The organism is Amycolatopsis sp. CFH S0740, from assembly GCF_004522315.1.
GTDB lineage: Bacteria > Actinomycetota > Actinomycetes > Mycobacteriales > Pseudonocardiaceae > Amycolatopsis > Amycolatopsis nivea.
In genome coordinates, this window is sequence record NZ_SDLS01000030.1 from 70,932 (window position 1) to 88,613 (window position 17,682).

9 protein-coding genes are annotated in these 17,682 nt (G+C 70.6%); 2 read left to right on the top strand and 7 right to left on the bottom strand.

From position 1 onward, the window contains the following. Positions 1-70 precede the first annotated feature (70 nt). Positions 71-1,996: a maleylacetate reductase and hydroxyquinol 1,2-dioxygenase domain-containing protein gene (locus EIZ45_RS36380; protein ID WP_134668131.1), complete on the top strand. Its 1,926-nt coding sequence runs from the start codon at positions 71-73 to the stop codon at positions 1,994-1,996. Continuing rightward, on the top strand, positions 1,983-3,713 hold the full coding sequence (locus EIZ45_RS36385; RefSeq protein WP_134668132.1) for an FAD-dependent monooxygenase: 1,731 nt from the start codon (positions 1,983-1,985) through the stop codon (positions 3,711-3,713). Before EIZ45_RS36380 ends, EIZ45_RS36385 begins: the two co-directional genes overlap by 14 nt. A 1-nt stretch (position 3,714) precedes the next feature. Here the strand turns inward: EIZ45_RS36385 and EIZ45_RS36390 are convergent, their stop codons facing one another. From EIZ45_RS36390 to cmk, 7 genes are all read right to left on the bottom strand, one after another. Next, positions 3,715-6,003: a Tat pathway signal sequence domain protein gene (locus tag EIZ45_RS36390; protein ID WP_134668133.1), complete on the bottom strand. Its 2,289-nt coding sequence runs from the start codon at positions 6,001-6,003 to the stop codon at positions 3,715-3,717. Between the two features lie 21 nt (positions 6,004-6,024). Continuing rightward, positions 6,025-8,319: a hypothetical protein gene (locus EIZ45_RS36395; protein WP_134668154.1), complete on the bottom strand. Its 2,295-nt coding sequence runs from the start codon at positions 8,317-8,319 to the stop codon at positions 6,025-6,027. A gap of 759 nt (positions 8,320-9,078) precedes the next feature. Beyond that, a complete protein-coding gene (locus tag EIZ45_RS36400) occupies positions 9,079-10,434 on the bottom strand; it encodes a M1 family metallopeptidase (protein WP_134668155.1) in 1,356 nt (451 codons plus the stop codon). 82 nt (positions 10,435-10,516) lie between these two features. Beyond that, positions 10,517-14,404, bottom strand: a complete 3,888-nt coding sequence (locus EIZ45_RS36405) for a Pls/PosA family non-ribosomal peptide synthetase (RefSeq protein WP_134668156.1) — start codon at positions 14,402-14,404, stop codon at positions 10,517-10,519. Between the two features lie 273 nt (positions 14,405-14,677). Continuing rightward, positions 14,678-16,162, bottom strand: a complete 1,485-nt coding sequence (gene der, locus EIZ45_RS36410; protein ID WP_134668134.1) for a ribosome biogenesis GTPase Der — start codon at positions 16,160-16,162, stop codon at positions 14,678-14,680. 16 nt (positions 16,163-16,178) lie between these two features. Continuing rightward, the gene (locus tag EIZ45_RS36415) at positions 16,179-16,835 is read right to left on the bottom strand and encodes a 1-acyl-sn-glycerol-3-phosphate acyltransferase (protein WP_205670239.1); all 657 of its coding nucleotides are present in this window, start codon (positions 16,833-16,835) and stop codon (positions 16,179-16,181) included. Further along, positions 16,832-17,557 carry a (d)CMP kinase gene (gene cmk / locus EIZ45_RS36420; RefSeq protein ID WP_037815473.1) on the bottom strand — a complete coding sequence of 242 codons (726 nt, stop codon included), beginning with the start codon at positions 17,555-17,557 and terminating at the stop codon, positions 16,832-16,834. The genes EIZ45_RS36415 and cmk overlap by 4 nt, the downstream gene beginning before the upstream one ends. Positions 17,558-17,682 lie beyond the last annotated feature (125 nt).

Genomic DNA, 17,682 nt, shown 5'->3' on the forward strand with positions numbered 1-17,682 from the left:
CAGCACGTCTGTGCAGGCGCGGTCTCTCCTCCGCCCGGATACTCGACGTACCCGCGTGGAAGGACCGTCGATGTTCACCTACACCGCCAACCCGGCCCGGGTCGTGTTCGGCAGCGGCACGCTCGCCGTCGTTCCCGACGAGGTGCAGCGGCTCGCGGCTGGCCGGGTGCTGCTGGTGGCCGGGAAGTCCACCGCTGAGGCAGCCGACCGGACGGCCGGGGCGCTCGGCCCGCGGCTCGCCGCCCGCTTCGGCGAGCCCGCCATGCACACCCCGGTCGAAGTCACCGAACGCGCGCTCGCGCTGGTCACCGAGCACTCCGTGGACTGCGTCGTCGCGATCGGCGGCGGATCCGCGACCGGGCTGGCCAAAGCGCTCGCGCTGCGCACCGACCTCCCGCAGATCATCGTGCCGACCACGTACGCCGGGTCGGAGATGACGCCGGTGGTCGGCCAGACCGAGAACGGCCGCAAGATCACTCAGTCGTCGCCGAAGGTGCTGCCCGAGGTGGTCGTGTACGACGTCGACCTCACGCTCGGCCTGCCCGTGCCGACCTCGCTGACCAGCGGGGTCAACGCGATGGCGCACGCGGTCGAAGCGCTCTACTCGGCGCAGGCGAACCCGATCGTCGACCAGTTCGCCTTGGAGGCGATCCGGCTGCTCGCCGCCGCGCTGCCGCGGATCGCCGCCGATCCGTCCGATGTGGACGCCCGGACGGACGCGCTGCGTGCCGCGTGGCTGGCCGGCTCGTGCCTGGGTTCGGTCGGGATGGGCTTGCACCACAAGCTGTGCCACACCCTCGGCGGCAGTTTCGGGCTGCCGCACGCGGAAACGCACACGATCGTCCTCCCGCATGCCATGGCGTACAACGCACCGGACGCCCCGGACGCGATGCGGCGGATCGCCGAAGCGCTCGGTGCGCCGGACGCACCCACTGGGGTGTTCGATCTGATCGCCAGCCTGCCGGTACCGCATTCGCTGGCCGAGATCGGTCTGGCCGAAGGCGATCTCGAGAAGGCCGCCGAGCTGGCCACCGCCGCTCCGTATCCGAATCCGCGCGAACTCACCCGCGACGGCATCGAGGACCTGCTGCGGCGTGCATGGTCCGGCACCCGGCCGACCCCTGCTGAAGGCACGCCGCCGGATCTGCGCGGGCTCACTCAGGAGGTCGTGGACAGTTTCGCCAACACACCGGACCCTCGGTTGCGCGAACTGCTGTCCGAACTGGTCCGCACGCTGCATTCGTACGTCGTGCGCACCGATCTCACCCAGGAGGAGTGGGAGTACGCGATCGGCTTCCTCACTCGCACCGGGCAGATCAGCTCGGACACGCGGCAGGAGTTCATTCTGCTGTCGGACACCCTCGGCGTTTCGAGCGTGGTCGACGTCCTCACGAACTCGCGCACGCCGGACACCACGCCGTCGGCGGTGCTGGGCCCGTTCTATGTCGAAGGCCCGCCGGAAACCGAGCAGGGCGCGGATCTCGCCGAAGGACTTCCGGGCACTCCACTGTGGACGGATATCCAGGTGACCGAGCCGGACGGGACCCCGGTGCCGGACGCGATCGTGGACGTCTGGCAGTCCAATGAGGACGGCTTCTACGACGTCCAGCTCCCCGACCTGGACGGTCCGGTGCTGCGCGCCCGCTTCCGCACCGACGCCGAGGGCAGGCTGCGGTTCTGGACGATCGTTCCGTCGGCGTACCCGATCCCGGACGACGGCCCGGTCGGCGGCATGCTCACGGCGACCGAACGGCATCCGTTCCGCGCGCCGCACGTGCACTTCATGATCGCCAAACCGGGCTACCGCACGCTGGTGACCCAGCTGTTCGTCCGCGGCGGCGACTACCTCGACTCGGACACCGTGTTCGGCGTGAAGGACGGGCTGATCGTCGACTTCGCCGAGCAGACCGGCCCCGCGCCGGACGGGCGCGAACCCTGGCGCCGGCTCGATTTCACCTTCCGCATCTCCCCGGGAACCCACCATGACCAGCTATGACACCGATGTCCTCGTGGTCGGCAGCGGCCCGGCGGGCGGTTCCGCCGCGCTGCTGCTCGCGACCTACGGCGTGCGCACCGTCCTCGCGACCAAGTACGGCTGGATGGCGCACACGCCCCGCGCGCACATCACCAACCAGCGGACGATGGAAGTCCTGCGCGACCTCGGCATCGAAGACCAGGCGCTCGCGCAGGGCACTCCCCCGGAACTGATGGGCGACACCGTGCTGTGCACGTCGCTCGTCGGCGAGGAGATCGGCCGGATCGCCAGCTGGGGCACCGCCGATCGCTCGGCCGCCGAGTACGCGGCGGCGAGCCCGTGCCACATGATCGACCTGCCGCAGACCTACCTGGAACCGATCTTGGCCGCGAATGCCGCCGCGCGCGGGGCGAAACTGCGCCTGGACACGGAATTCCTCGACTTCACCCAAGACGCGGACGGGGTGACCGCGCGCTTGCGGGACCGGGTACGCGGCGACGAGTTCACCCTCCGCGCCCGCTACCTGATCGGCGCGGACGGTGCCCGCAGCCGCGTCGCCGAGCAGGCCGGGCTGCCGATCGACGGCCGGTCCGGCAAGGCTGGGAGCATGAACATCACGTTCACCGCCGATCTTTCCGAGCACGTCGCGCACCGGCCGAGCGTGCTGTACTGGGTCATGCGGCCGGGCGCGCACCTCGGCGGCATCGGGATGGGCCTGGTGCGGATGGTCCGGCCGTGGAACGAATGGCTGCTGACCTGGGGCTACGACATCGCGCAGCCACCGCCCGACGTGACCGCCGAGGAAGCGGCCCGGATCGTCCGCGACCTCGTCGGGGATCCCGGGCTGCCGGTGGAGATCACCTCGACTTCGCTGTGGACGGTCAACCACAGCTACGCCACGCAGTACTCGTCCGGCCGCGTTTTCTGCGCGGGCGACGCGGTGCACCGGCATCCGCCGTCGAACGGGCTCGGGTCCAACACCTCGGTGCAGGACGCGTACAACCTGGCGTGGAAACTCGCGATGGTCGTCCGCGGCGAGGCGGGCGAAGGGCTTCTCGGCAGCTACAGCGCCGAGCGCGCCCCGGTCGGCAAGCAGATCGTGGACCGGGCGAACCTCAGCCGCGACCAGTTCGGGCCGATCTTCGCCGCGCTCGGCATCGACGGCGACTCCGATGCGGACGCCATCACCGCCGGTCTCTCCGCCTGCACCGCCCCGACCGAGGACGGAGCGTTGCGGCGCAAGCAACTGCACGCGGCGATCGAGCTGAAGAACTACGAGTTCAACGCGCACGGCGTGGAAATGGACCAGCGGTACGTCTCGACCGCGGTGCTCCCGGACGGCGTCGAGCCCGCTGCGGACCGGGATCCCGAGCTGTACCACCGTCCGACGACCACGCCGGGCGCGAAACTGCCGCACGTCTGGCTCGTCGGCCCGGACGGCCGCCGAGTGTCCACACTGGACCTTGTCGGCCGCGGCCGGTGGACTGTCCTCACCGGACTCACCGGCGGCGCCTGGCGGGACGCCGCCGCGAAAGCCGGTGCGGACCTCGGGCTGGACCTCCGGGTGGTGACCATCGGTTCGCCCGAGGCCCGCGATTCCTACGGCGACTGGGCGCGGATCAGCGGGATCGAGGAAGACGGCTGTCTCCTGATCCGGCCGGACGGCTACGTCGCCTGGCGGCACGCGGCCGCCGGAACCGGCCTGCCGGAAGCACTTCGCAAGCTCCTGGACCGTTAAGTCACGGCATCCCCCACGGATCGCTCGCCCCGCCTGGCGCGACCGGCCGGACCGTGAAGTCCGGCCGGTCGCCGCGGCGGCAGACATACGCGTCCTGACCGCGTCCGAGATCGACCTGCACGTCTCCGTTCGCCAGCCGCCGCCAGCGCCGCGGACGGCCGTGCGCGTCCGTCACCGTCAACTCGCCGTCGATGCCCGGGCGCAGGACACACGGCGCACCGGCTTCGCTGTGCACCTTCAGCCAGCGCGTTTTCCCGCCGGAACGGGAAGCGCTGAGCAGGAACGCGCCTTCGGTCCGGAAGTCGCGCAGCGCGATGTCGCCCCACGCCTCCGGCACCGCCGGGAACAGTCGGATGACGCCGCCCCAGCTCTGCACCAGCATGTCCTGCATGGATTTCGCCGCGGACAACGGCGTTTCGATGACCGGACCGGATTCCTTGTACATCGTGTTCGGCTGGATATACCGCTTTTGCAGTTCGCCGAGGTAATACGCGGCCTTCTCGCCGCGCAGCATCTGCGCGGAAATCGACGCGGCCCCGGTGAACGTGTAGCCCTGCAACGCACCTTCGAAGCCGACCCAGTGGTTGAGCGACGTTTCGATGATCTTGCGATGCTCCGGCTGTTCCCACGTGATCTCGTAAAGCGGATAGATCTGCAGCAGATGCGAGTAATGCCGGTGCGATTTCGCGAACGGGACGCCCGCGCCGATCATGTAGCCGTTCTCGTCGGCCGGGTAATCGGTGAGCGTGGCGAGCACCTGCTGCCACTTCCCCGCCAGCGGATCGGCGATGCGCAGCTCGCGGGCGGTGTCCAGCAGCGTCTTGCAACCCCAGCGGATCAGGGCGAGGTCGTAATTCGTGTCCGGCGCGTTCACGCCGTACTCCGGGGAGAAGGTCGCCGGGAGATGCAGCCGGCCGTCCGCGCCGGGGGCGAGGAAGTGCAGGTAGTAGTTGATCGCCTTGCGCAGCAACGGGAACAGCGTGCCGCGCAGCAGCTGACGGTCCATAGTGTGCCGATAGGACAGCCAGACGTTGTGCAGTGCCCAGGTGAGGTTGCCGACCTCGGGCGTCGGAGTGTCCTTGCCGGGGATGCCGACCGGGTAACCGCTGGTCGAGTCGGCGAGACCGTTGAGCAGCGTCATGTCGGTGGTGCGCGGGATGCCCGCGGAATCGGCCTGATACGGCTTCGCGACCTGGCTGGTGAGCCGGTCGCGGTACTTGCCGAGCGCGTAGCTGACCGCGTCGAGTTCGAGGTGATTGGACCCCTGGATCAGCCAGTATTCGAGCTGCACGTTGAGGTTCCACCACGTCGCGGGCCACGGCGTGTTTTCGAGCCACGGCCCGGAAGTCGCCATCACCGGCGCTTCCCGGCGCGCGGCCGACGCGACCTTGTACAGCTGGATCCAGTAGAAACTCTGCAGCCGAGTGTCCGGAATGGACAGGAAGCTGCGCCGATAGTAGTCGTGCCACCAGCGACGGTGGTCCCAGGTCAGCACGTCCAGCGTGCTCGCGCGCCGCACCGTGTGCAACGCGCGGACAGCCGAGGTCTTCTCCGGATGCGACCACGCGACCGACGTGTACAGCGTCCGCGCACTGCCCCGGGTGATCTCACGCCAGGCCGTCACGTGCTCGCCGCCCGCCAGCAGCGGCTGGACCGCGAGATGCGCGTCACCAGCTTGCTGCAGCTGGACCGGGGGATTCTCCACGTATCCGTCGGGCGGCGGCTTCTTCCACACCGGGTCAGCGCGCGGGCTGATCGCCTTCGCGGGATGGAACACCCACTGGAAACCGCGTTCTCCCTCGGACGGCCGCACCTCCACCGCGAGCAGCGACTGTCCAGTGTGGACGATCGAACGCAGCTCCAGACTGCCCACCGCGGTGGTGATCGTGCCGGTCAGTTCGGCGTTCCAGACGTCGAGCCGCCAGTCGAGCCCGGTGATCGCACCGACCGGTTCGAGCGTGAAGTACCCGATCGGCAGCCGCGCCAGGCCGAACAGCGACCCGAACTGCGGCCGGTGGTCCTGCACCTGGCTGTGCTGCACGTTGAAGCGGACCGCGTTGCGCCCGGGCTCGGCGTAGATGCCGGAGCCGAGGAAACCGTTGCCCAGGAACGGCCCCTCGTACCAGGTCTTCGGCATCCGCCGCCAGCGCAGGTCCGCGGTCGCCAGGAAATCCGCCCAGTCGACGCCGTCGCGGCCCAGTTCCGCCGCGCTCGCTTGCGGCAGCCCGACCGCTCCGGCGGCGATCCCGGCGAGCGCTCCGCCGAGCACTGTCCGGCGCGAGATGTCCATGTCCGCCAGCCTCCTCGTTTTCTAGTCAGGCAAACCCCAGGCCGGAACAGCACCCAGCGATGGAACGTCACGCGGCCAGAAGTCCGGACGGGCACCGCGCGGGGTAACGGTGACCGTGCGTCCCCGCCGCAGTTCGAGCGTGATCCGCCGCGCCCCAACCGGACGCCACGGCAACCGCCGACCCCATTGATCACGCACGTCGATCTCGCCGTCGATCCCGTGATCCAGCACCAACGGCGCACCTGCTTCGCTGTGCACCCGCACGAACTCCGTCGCACCGCGCCGTCGCGACGCGTCCACCAGGAACGCGCCCTCGGTGCGCAGCCCGGCGATCGACGCGTCCGGCCACTTCGCCGACACCGACGGGAACGCCTTCACCACTCCCCCGGACCCTTGCAGCAACATGTCCACAACGGACTGCGCGGCAGTGATCGGGCTTTCGATGGCGAAGTTCGAGCCCTCGCGGTACATCGTGTTCGCGGTCAGCTCAGTGTCCGCGACGATGTTCCGATCGAGGAAGAACTTCAAGTACCGCAACGCTTCCTCGGGCTGGTCCATCACCGAATTCATCGACGACGCAGCGGCGTAACTGTAGCCGTGCCAGGCAGACTGGTCCGCCGCCCAATGCCGGAAAGTGCGGGTTATGATGTCCCGATCAGCGGGCCGCTCCCAGTTCCGCTCCCGCAACGGGTACAGCCACAGCAAATGCGAGAAGTGCCGATGCGAAGCAGCGAGCCGGACCCCGTCGCCGATCAGCACGCCCTCGGCCGGATCCTCGTGGTACGGAACGAGTTTCGTCGCGATCTCCCGCCACATCGGCACGCGCGGCTCGTTCAATCGCAGGATCCGCGCGGAGTCGACCAACGTCGTCGTTGCCCAGCGGATCAGCGAAAGGTCATACGTGCAATCGGCCGCGTCGGCGTACTCCGGCGACCGGGTGAGCGGCAGGTACAGGCGGCCGTCCGGTCCGGTGAAGAGGAAGTGCCGGTAGAAGTTGAGCGCCTTGGCGAGCGTCGGGTAGAGCACGTCGCGCAGCACTGACTGGTCGAGGTGATGGCGGTACGCGAGCCAGACATTGTGCAAGCCCCACAACAGGTTCCCGGTCTGGTCCGTTTTGGACGTAGTCCCCGGCACGCCGACCGTCCGCACCCCGCCGGGCCGCAGCCGCCAGTCCCCCGGATGCGAAAGCGCGTAAGTGTCGCCGTCCCGATAGGCGGGCGGAACCGACACCTCCAGGTTCGCATGATCGCGGCGGAACGTTTCGGTGACCGCGTCCAGCTCCGGATGGTTGGTACTGTTCACGATCGGATACGTGACCTGGACGTTCAGGTTCCACCAGACCGCCGTCCAGCTGTTGCCGACCTCCGGGAACCACGGCCCCCATTCGGCGGTGACCGGACCGTCCTTGCGGGTCGCCGAGGCGATTTTGTACAGCTGGATCCAGTAGAACCGCTGGACCTGCTTGTCCGGCACGGACACGAAACTGCGCTCGTGGAAGCCGTTCCACCAGCGACGATGCCAGGCGACCAGCAGATCCGGATTCATCGCGAGCGTCCGCCCGACCAACGACACCGCGTCGCGAGTATGCGTAGACCGCGGGAAGGAATACGCGACCGCCGCCGCGAACAACCGCTTCGTGCCGACCCGCTTCTCCCGCCACGCCGTCGTATACCCACCACCAGCGATCAGCGGCTGCGCACAGTACCCACTCGCCTGCTCCGGCTCAGGATTCGCGGTGTACTCCGGCGGCTTGCGCACCGTCCGCGTCGTCGCCGACACGAGCGGCGCGAACCCCCACGTCGCCCCCGATTCGCCCGCACTGGGTTCGAGCGAGACGAGCAAGACGCCAAGATCGTTGTGCACCACAGCAGAAAACGCGACCTGCCCACGCGTCGTAGTGATGGTGCCCCCCAGCTCCGCGTTGTAAAGGTCGAGCGTCCAGTCGACCCCCGTGATCGCTCCGGCGAAGGCAAGCGTGATCGCCCCGATCGGCAACCGCGACAGCCCGATCCCCGCTTCCCACTGAATACGCTGGTCCTGGACCTGGGTGTGACTGAGCATGAACTTCAGCACCTGCGGCGTCTGCCCGGCGTAGACCTGCACCCCGAGATAACCGTTGGCGAGAAAGGGCGCTTCCTGCCAGTTCTTCGGCAACCGCTGCCAGCGCATCCGCGCATCCACCGCAACATCCCGATGCGGATTGCGCTGCGCCGCCACCCCCGGCGGCGCACCCTGCGCCCACAGCCCGCCGAACGCCGCCGCCCCAGCAGCGACCGACACCGATCGAAGCACCGTCCGCCGCGACACCCCGACCATGTCACCCTCCGGATTCATATTACGTTTCGCTCCCGCAGGCGCGGGGTCAGCGGAATATATCCAGACAGAGCAAGCGAAAGCCAGAGTTATTCACCCGGAAAGCCGCACAGACATCCGATGACTGGGATCCGACGGGCGTGCGTTCAGATACCTGAAACCGCCGGATCACCCCATCGCCCAGGACAGCTTCACGCACCGCACTCGCCGAGGCTCCACCCTTCCCACGACGGGCGGCGCACGGTGACAAAGGTTGTGAAGGGCTCCTTGAGGGAACCAGATTCCCTCAAGGAGCCCTTCACGGCCCACCCCGCCAGCCTCGCGCCCACCGGCCTGCTGCCCCAATGCGGCATTGGGTGCGTCCCACGCACCGAACGCCACATTGGGTGCGTCAGATGCACCCAATGCCACATTGGGGCGCTAGCCCCGCCACCACCAAACCGCCGCCGGTGTACCCAACCATCAAGGCATCTAGCCCCCACCGCAGCCGATGCACCCAACCGTCGAGGCACCCAGCCCCACCCGCAGCCGATGCACCTAACCGTCGAGGTACCCAGCCCTCTACCGCAGCCGATGCACCCAACGAGCGAGGCACCCAGCCCTCCCCCGCACCCCGATACGAAGCTCTCCTGCGGTTCGGGGGTGCTTGTCAAGGCATCTTTCCCGCCTTGACAAGCACCCCCGAACCGTCAGCACAATCAAACTTCGGGGTGCCCCACGCAACCAAGGCAGGCAATGTCGCCGCCAGGCGACGAGCCACCCTCACAACGACGGCAACCCCACCCGCCCCAACCAAGCAGCGAAGAACTCCCCCAAAGACCGCCCAGCATAAGACTCGGCCAGCGCCACGAACCCCTCCGTAGTCACCGCCCCGTGCCGGTTCTCCACCGCCCAAGCCTTGACCAGCGCGAAAAACGCCGGATCCCCCATCTCCCCCCGCAGCGCATGCAGCGTCAACCCCCCACGCTTATAAACCCGCTCGTCAAACATCCGAGAAACCCCAGGATCCCCGATAATCACATCCGCAGGCTTGGCCCGCACCCGCGCATACCAACCCCGAGCCAACGCCTCCGCCGACTCCCCACCGGCCCGCTCCGACCACAGCCACTCGGCGTAAGTAGCAAACCCCTCATTGAGCCAAATATGCCGCCAATCAGCGACAGTCAGACTGTTCCCGAACCACTGATGCGCCAGCTCATGCACCACCAGCCGCTCGTGAGTCCGCTTTCCGTCCACATGGTTGGCCCCGAAGATCGCCATCCCCTGCGCCTCGATGGGATCGTCGAGGTCGTCGTCCGTCACGACCACCACGTACTCGCCGAACGGATACGGCCCGAACCACTCCTCGAGCGCGTCCATCATCCGGCCCTGCCGCCCGAAGTCCCGCGCGAACGCCCGCCGCAGCCGGGGCGGCACCGCGGCTCGCTGGACGACGCCGTCCGGCCGGTCGACCGCGGTCCCCGGAACCCAGGCGCCGGAAGACAATTCGAGGTCCTCGTACCGCCCGATCTGGACGCTCACCAGGTACGTCGAAGTCGGCTCCGGCCGCTCGAACACCCACTTGGTCGTGCTCGCCGACTGGTACCGCGACACGAGATTCCCCGTCGCCGCAACGAGATACGGCGACGACGTCGCGACCGCGATCCGGTAGCTCGCCTTGTCCGCCGGATGGTCGTTGCACGGGAACCACGACGGCGCGCCCACCGGCTGGCTCGCCACCAAAGCGCCGTCGGTCAGCTCGTCCCAGCCGATGTCTCCCCACCGGCTGCTGACCGGCCGCGGATTGCCCGCGTAGCGGATCTCCACCTGGAACTCGGCACCGGCCGGAAGCGACCGCGCCGGTTTGACCTGCAGCTTCAGCCCTCGCCGCACGTACTTCGCCGGTTTGCCGTCGACCAGCACGCGCGACACCCGGAACTCGCCGAAGTCGAGCGTCAGCCGGGACAGCGCCTGGGCGGCCTCGCAGGTGAGCACCGCGGTGGCGGACAGCCGGTTCGGCCCGATCCGGTAGTCGAGATCGAGGTCGTAGTGCCGGACCCGGTAGCCGCCGTTCCCGTGCGCGGGGAGGTACCCGTCGCCCGAGGTCTCCGCTCCGGGCGCGGCCGCTTTCCCGTTCACCCGCACCGAAACCCGCCTTCGCCCGCTGCCGTGATCGTTTCCAGGATGAGGCACAGGGGCAGGGGCCGCAACGGCCGTGCCCTCACCGCCGCCAGGCCGAGATCGGATTGCCGAGCCAGCGGCTGTCCGCGGGCACCGCGTCGCCGCGCGTCACGAGCGAACCCGGGCCCACCGTGGTGCGCGCGCCGATGCTCGCGCCCGGCAGCACGATCCCGTGCGGGCCGAGCGTCGCGCCCTCTTCCAGCGTCACCCGCGACATGGTCATGATCCGGTCGTGGAACAGGTGCGTCTGCACCACGCAGCCGCGGTTGATCGTCGCGCCGTCGCCCAGTTCGACCAGGTCGGACTCGGGCAGCCAGTACGTGTCGAGCCAGACGCCGCGGCCGATCTTGACGCCCATCGTGCGCAGCCACGCGGGCAGCAGCGGCGTGCCGCCGAGCGACCCGATCAGCCACGGCACCGCGAGCGCCTCGACGAACGTGTCGGCCAGCTCGTTGCGCCACACGAACGAACTCCACAGCGGATGGTCGATCTCGCGGAACTTCCCGACCAGCAGCCACTTCGCCGCGGTCGCGGTGAGCGCCGCGACGATCCCGGCCGCCAGCAGCACCGGCCCGGCCAGCAGCGCGGCGACCCAGAAGCCGCCCCACTCCGCCAGCGCCACCAGCGCGAACGCGACGCCGACGGTCAACGCCACCGCGCACATCACCGGCAGGATCCGGCACAGCTCGACCAGCGCCCGCGCCGCCTTGAGGTGCAGCGGCGGCGTGTACGTGCGGCTGGTGTCGCTCTCCTCCACCGCGCGGCGCACCGGCAGCGGCGGCATGCCCAGGTACGACGAGCCCTTCTTCGCCTTCGCCGGCGTCGAGGACAGCACCCCGACCAGCCCGCGCTTCGGCACCGAACGGCCCGGCGCGGTCATCCCCGAGTTGCCGAGGAACGCCTGCTTGCCGATCCGCGCCGGGGCGGCGTGCAGCCAGCCGTGGCCCAGTTCGTAGGTGGCGACCATGGTGTCGTCGGCGAGGAACGCGCCACTGTCCACTTTGGTCATCTTCGGCAGCGCGAGGACGGTCGACGCCTCCACGTTGCGGCCGACCTTCGCGCCGAGAAGCCGCAGCCACACCGGCGTGAACAGGCTGGCGTACAACGGGAACAGGCCTTCGCGGGCCATCCCCATCAGCCGCTCGGTCGCCCAGACCTGCCACGCGACGCGGCCGTGCACCGGGTGATAGCCCTCGACCATGCCGACGCCCAGCGCGCGGACCCCGGCCAGCACGAGCAGCGCGTAGGTCAGGAAGTAAGCGACGGTGGCGACCGGCACGAAGATCAACGCCTGGCTCAACGCGGCGCCCAGATGAGAGGTGCCAGCGATCGCGTACCCGATCACCGCGACGCCCGGCAGCGCGGCGATCCCGGGCAGCAGCCCCAGGAACACCGACGTCGCGCCGTACACCGAAGCCCAGAACCGCGACCGCGGCGGACGGCTCGACGGCCATTTCAGCGCGTCCTTGACGTCCGAGCGCACCGCGGGCGAACCGGCCCAGCGCTGGCCCGCCGGGACCGCGCCGCGCACGGTCGACCCGGCCGCGATTTCCGCGCCCTTGCCGACCCGGGCGCCGGGGAACAGCGTGCTGCGCGCGCCGACCCTGGCCTCGGCCCCGATCCGCATCTTGCCGATGTGCACGACGTCGCCGTCGACCCAGTGGCCGGACAGATCGACCTCGGGCTCCACCGCCGCGCCGCGGCCCAGTTTGAGGAAACCGGTGACCGGCGGCGGCGAGTGCAGGTCGACGTCCTTGCCGATGCGCGCGCCGAGCGCCTTCGCGTACGTCGTCATCCACGACGCGCCCGCGACGCTGTCCGCACCGCTGAACTCGGCCAGCTTCTCGGCAGTCCACAGTCGCAAGTGGACACTCCCGCCGCGCGGGTAGGTGCCGGGGCGGACGCCGGACAGCAGCACGCGCGCGCCGCCCGCGGCGATGGCGATCCGGCCCGCCGGGGTGAACAGCACGAGCCAGGCGAGCACCAGCCACGCCCAGTTCAGCGTCGGCGCCCAGGACACGCCCAGCAGCGCCAGCACGTTCGAGCAGGCGGCGGCGAGCGTCGTCCAGCGCAGCCCGACGAGACCCATCAGCGGGACCATCAGCAGCGACTGCACGAGCCCGGCACGGCGCGGCGTCGGCGCGATCTCGCGGCGTTCGGTCTCCTCGCCGCTGAGCGCGTCCAGCTTCGCGGCGAGCGCGCCGAGCTTCGGGTTCTGGTAGATGTCGCTGACCGACACCTCGGGGTGGCGGGTGCGGATGCGCGCGATCAGCTGCGCCGCGGTGAGGCTGCCGCCGCCGTTGGTGAAGAAGTCGGCGCCGGCGGTGCTCACCGACACGCCGAGGATCTCGCTCCAGCCCTCGGCGAGCCACGCCTCGGTGGGCGACAGCCCGGCCGCGCTCGCGTCCACAGTGGACAGCGGCCACGGCAGCGCGGCGCGGTCGACCTTGCCGGATGTGCGGGTCGGCAGGTCGTCGATCGTCGCGAGCAGCGGCACCAGCGCGGCGGGCAGCTGCGCGCGCAGCCGGGTCGCGGCGTCGTCGGTGTCGAGCGTTTCGCCGTCCTCGGGCACGATGTAGCCGACCAGGACCTGGTTGCCCGCCTTGGTGCGGCGGACCGCGGCGGCCGCGCCGCGCACGCCAGGCAGCGCCTGCAGCGCCGCGTCGACCTCGCCCAGCTCGATCCGGCGTCCGCCGAGCTTGATCTGCTCGTCGAGCCTGCCGAGGAACAGCAGGCCTTCCGGCTCCGCGCGGACCATGTCGCCGCTGCGGTAGGCGCGCTCCCAGCCCATCGACGGCAGCGGCGCGAACTTCTGCGCGTCCTTCTCCGCGTCGAGGTACCGAGCCAGCCCGGCCCCGCCGATGACCAGCTCGCCGGTCTCGCCCATGGCGACCGGCTCGCCCTCCTCGTTCACCACGACGAGCTGCCAGCCGACCAGCGGCAGGCCGATCCGCACCGGGCCCTCGCCGGTCATCTGCGCGGCGCAGGCGACGACGGTCGCCTCGGTCGGGCCGTAGGTGTTCCACACTTCGCGGCCTTCGACGGCCACGCGCTCGGCCAGCTCCGGCGGGCAGGCTTCGCCGCCGAAGATGAGCAGGCGCACGTCTTCCAGCGCGTCCGCCGGCCACAGCGCGGCCAGCGTCGGCACCGTCGAGACGACCGTGATGCCCTGCGCGACCAGCCACGGGCCGAGGTCGACGCCGGTGCGCACCAGCGCGCGCGGCGCGGGCACCAGGCAGGCGCCGTGCCGCCAGGCCAGCCACATCTCTTCGCAGGAGGCGTCGAACGCGACGCTCAGCCCGGCCAGCACCCGGTCGCCGGGGCCGATCGGCTCGTCGGTCAGGAAAAGCTGTGCTTCGGCGTCCACGAAAGCCGCCGCCGAGGCGTGCGTGACCGCGACGCCCTTCGGCTTGCCGGTGGAGCCGGAGGTGAAGATGATCCACGCGTCGTCGGCCGGGCCGGGCTGCCCGGTGGCGCCGCTCGGCGTCGCGGCGACGGTGATCTCGCCGTCGGTGGCGATCGCCGCGACGCCTGCCTCGCCGAACACCAGCTCGGCGCGCTCGTCGGGGTCGTCGGCGTCGACCGGCACGTACGCCGCGCCGACCGACAGGGTCGCCAGGATCGCGATATACAGCTCGGCGGTGCCCGAGGAGATCCGGATGCCGACGCGGTCGCCGAGGCCGACGCCGTGCTCGCGCAGCTTGCGGGCGTACGCGTCGATCTCTTCGGTCAGCCTGCGGTAGCTCAGCGGGCCGGTGCCGTCGTCGAGCGCGGCGGCGTTCGGGTGCCGCTCCGCGGTCGCGGTGAGGATGTCCAGGAGGGTGCGCTCGGCGGCGGGCGCGGCGGTCTCGAACAGAGCGGGCGAGAGCGCGGCCTCGACGGCGAGAGTCAGGGCTTCGGTGCTGCCGGAATCGGCGGTCAGCGTCACCGGGCCGCCCCAGCGGCCGGGTGCGCTCCGGTATTCCGGAACGGGGCGGACACGGTCGAACTCTGGGCGCGCAAGCCCATCACTCACCTTTCGCGAGCGTCATTCGGGCCGGCCATCCGAATGAGGCGCCCGTAGCGACCGTCCACCTTACGCGGCGATCAAGCCCAGGTCGCGTCAGGGTAACGGCGGCGTGTCGGACATCACCGACCGCAGGCCAGGCAAGGGAATCCCGGTGCATCGGATACGCCGGGAATTCCCTTGCCGGGAAAGGAATCAGCGGTTGCGAGCCGCTTTTCCGCCCGCCTTCGGCTTCTGCTTCTTTTCGCGGACGCGCACATTCACCCGGACGGGACTGCCCGCGAAGCCGAACTGCTCGCGGAATTTCCGCTCGATGAACCGGCGGTACCCGGCCTCGAGGAACCCGGTGGTGAACAGCACCAGCGTCGGCGGGCGGATGCCCGCCTGCGTCGCGAACAGCACCTTCGGCTGCTTGCCCCCGCGCACCGGCGGCGGCGTGGCCGCGATGAGGTCGGACAGCCAGCCGTTGAGCTGACCGGTCGACACGCGCTGGTCCCACGAGGACAGCGCCGTGCGCAGGGCGGGCGCGAGCTTGCGCACCGCGCGCCCGGTGAGCGCGGAGACGTTGACCTTCTCCGCCCACGGCACCCGCACGAGGCCGCGGTCCAGCTCGCGCACCATCGCGTACCGGCGGTCCTCGTCGACCAGGTCCCACTTGTTGAACACGAGCACGCACGCGCGGCCCGCCTCGACCACCATCGTCAGCACCCGCAGGTCCTGTTCGGTCAGCGGTTCCGAGGCGTCCAGCAGCACGAGCGCGACCTCGGCCGCGTCGATCGCGGTCTTGGTGCGCAGGGAGGCGTAGTACTCCGCGCCGTCGGCGAAGTTCACGCGCTTGCGCAGGCCCGCGGTGTCCACGAACCGCCAGACCTCGCCGTCCAGCTCGACCAGCGAGTCGACCGGGTCGACCGTGGTGCCCGCGACCGAGTCGACCACCGAACGCTGCTCGCCGGAAAGCTTGTTGAGCAGGCTGGACTTGCCGACGTTCGGCTTGCCGACCAGCGCGACGCGGCGCGGCCCGGCGGTCACCGTGCCGGCTTCGCGCGGCGCTTCGGGCAGCGCGGCCATGATCGCGTCGAGCAGGTCGCCCGAGCTGCGCCCGTGCAGCGCGCTGACCGGGTGCGGTTCGCCGAGGCCCAGCGACCACAGCGACGCGGTGTCGGCCAGCAGCCGGTCGTCGTCCACCTTGTTCGCGGCCAGCAGGACCGGCTTCTTGGAACGGCGCAGCACGCGCGCGACGGCCTCGTCGGTGGCGGTGGCCCCGACCGTCGCGTCGATCACCAGCAGCACCGCGTCCGCGGTCTGCATGGCCATCTCGGCCTGCTGCGCGACCGAGGCCTGCAGGCCGGTGGCGTCGGGCTCCCAGCCGCCGGTGTCGACGAGCGTGAACCGGCGCCCGGCCCAGAACGCGTCGTAGGCGACGCGGTCGCGCGTCACGCCCGGCACGTCCTGCACGACCGCTTCCCGGCGGCCGAGGATGCGGTTGACCAGCGTGGACTTGCCCACGTTCGGCCGCCCGACCACGGCGAGCACCGGCTGCGCGGCGGCCGCCCGGCCGTCGGCCTCCTCGGCCTCGATCTTCGCGTCGAGCGCGGCGAACTCGGACTCGTCGGACCAGCTGCCGTCGACCTCGCCGAGACCGTCCACCGCACTGTCAGCGGCGGCGTCAAACCCTGTCATCGTTTCCCAACTTCACCTACGGCGTGGCGAACCCGTGTTCGCCGCGCCAGTCGTCCAAAGACTGCACGAGCGCCGCGAGCTGCGTGCGCAGCTCCTCGGTGCCCTGGTCGAGGCCCTTGCGGCCCGGACCGACCTTCAGCGCGAACGGCTCCCCGAAGAGGAGGTCCACGCGCGGGCGCCAGCGGCGCTTGCCGTCGGCGGGCTTGCGCGTCCCGCGGATCGCGATCGGCAGCACGGTGGCTCCCGAAGCGCGCACCAGCCACGCCGCTCCGCGCTCGGCGGCGCCGACGTCGCCCTCGCCGCGCGTGCCTTCCGGGAAGATCCCGACCGCCCCGCCCGCCTTGAGCACCCCGACCGCCGTGGTCAGCGGCGTCCGGTCGATCTCGCCCCGGCGGACCGGGATCTGGCCGATCGCCCGCAGGAACCGGCCTCCGATCCCTTTGAACAGCTCGGCCTTGGCCAAGAACGCGCTGCGGCGCGGAAGCATTCCGATCACCAGCTGCGGATCGACGTTCGAGCTGTGGTTCGCGATCACCACGAGCGGCCCGTCGGCGGGCACCCGGTCGCGGCCGTGCACCCGGATCCGGAACGCCGGACGCAGATAATACCGGCCCGCGGTCCGCCCGATGTCGAGCAGGAGGCCGTTCGCCCCCTCGGGGAGGGCCCCGCTCACCGGCTGACCCCGGCCTCGGCGGCGGCCGGTTCGGCCGGGCAGTCGCCGAGCAGCCCCCGCCCGCGGGCGAGTTCGGCCAGCGCGACGATCACCTGGTCGATGGTCAGCTCGGAGGTGTCCACCTGGACCGCGTCCCCGGCCGCGCGCAGCGGCGAGGCGGCGCGGGTGGAGTCGATCCGGTCGCGGCGCTCCACCGATTCGCGGGCGGATTCGACGCTCGAGGCCCGTCCCGCCGCGGAGTCCTGGGTGTTCCGCCGCGCGGCGCGGACCTCGGCCGAGGCGGTGAGGTAGATCTTGAGCGGCGCGTCCGGCGCGACGGTGGTGCCGATGTCCCGGCCCTCCACGACGATCCCGCCGTCGTCCTCGACCGCGTCGGCGATGATCCGGCGCTGGCGGGCGACGAGCACCTCGCGCACCTGCGGCACGGCCGACACCGGCGACACCGCGCCGGTCACCTCGGGGCCGCGGATCTCGGCCGCGACGTCCTCGCCGGCCAGCCGGATGTCCGGCCGCTCCGGGTCGGTGCCGAGCGAGAAGTCGACGTCGTGCGCGAGGGCGCCGACCGCGTGCTCGTCGGCGAGGTCGATCCCGGCGCGCAGCACGGCGAGCGTGACGACGCGGTACATCGCTCCGGTGTCGAGGTAGCGGGCGCTCAGCCGTCCGGCGAGCTTGCGCGCCACCGTGGTCTTGCCGGTTCCCGACGGGCCGTCCAGCGCGACCACCCCACGTAGGGCTCCCGTCACCGATGCTCTCCTCACGTTCGTCCCGCACACCCAGTCCGGTTCATTCTGCCCGTAGCCGGTCCCGGCACCTCAGGCGGTGTCCGCGGCGGAAATTCATGCGCCGC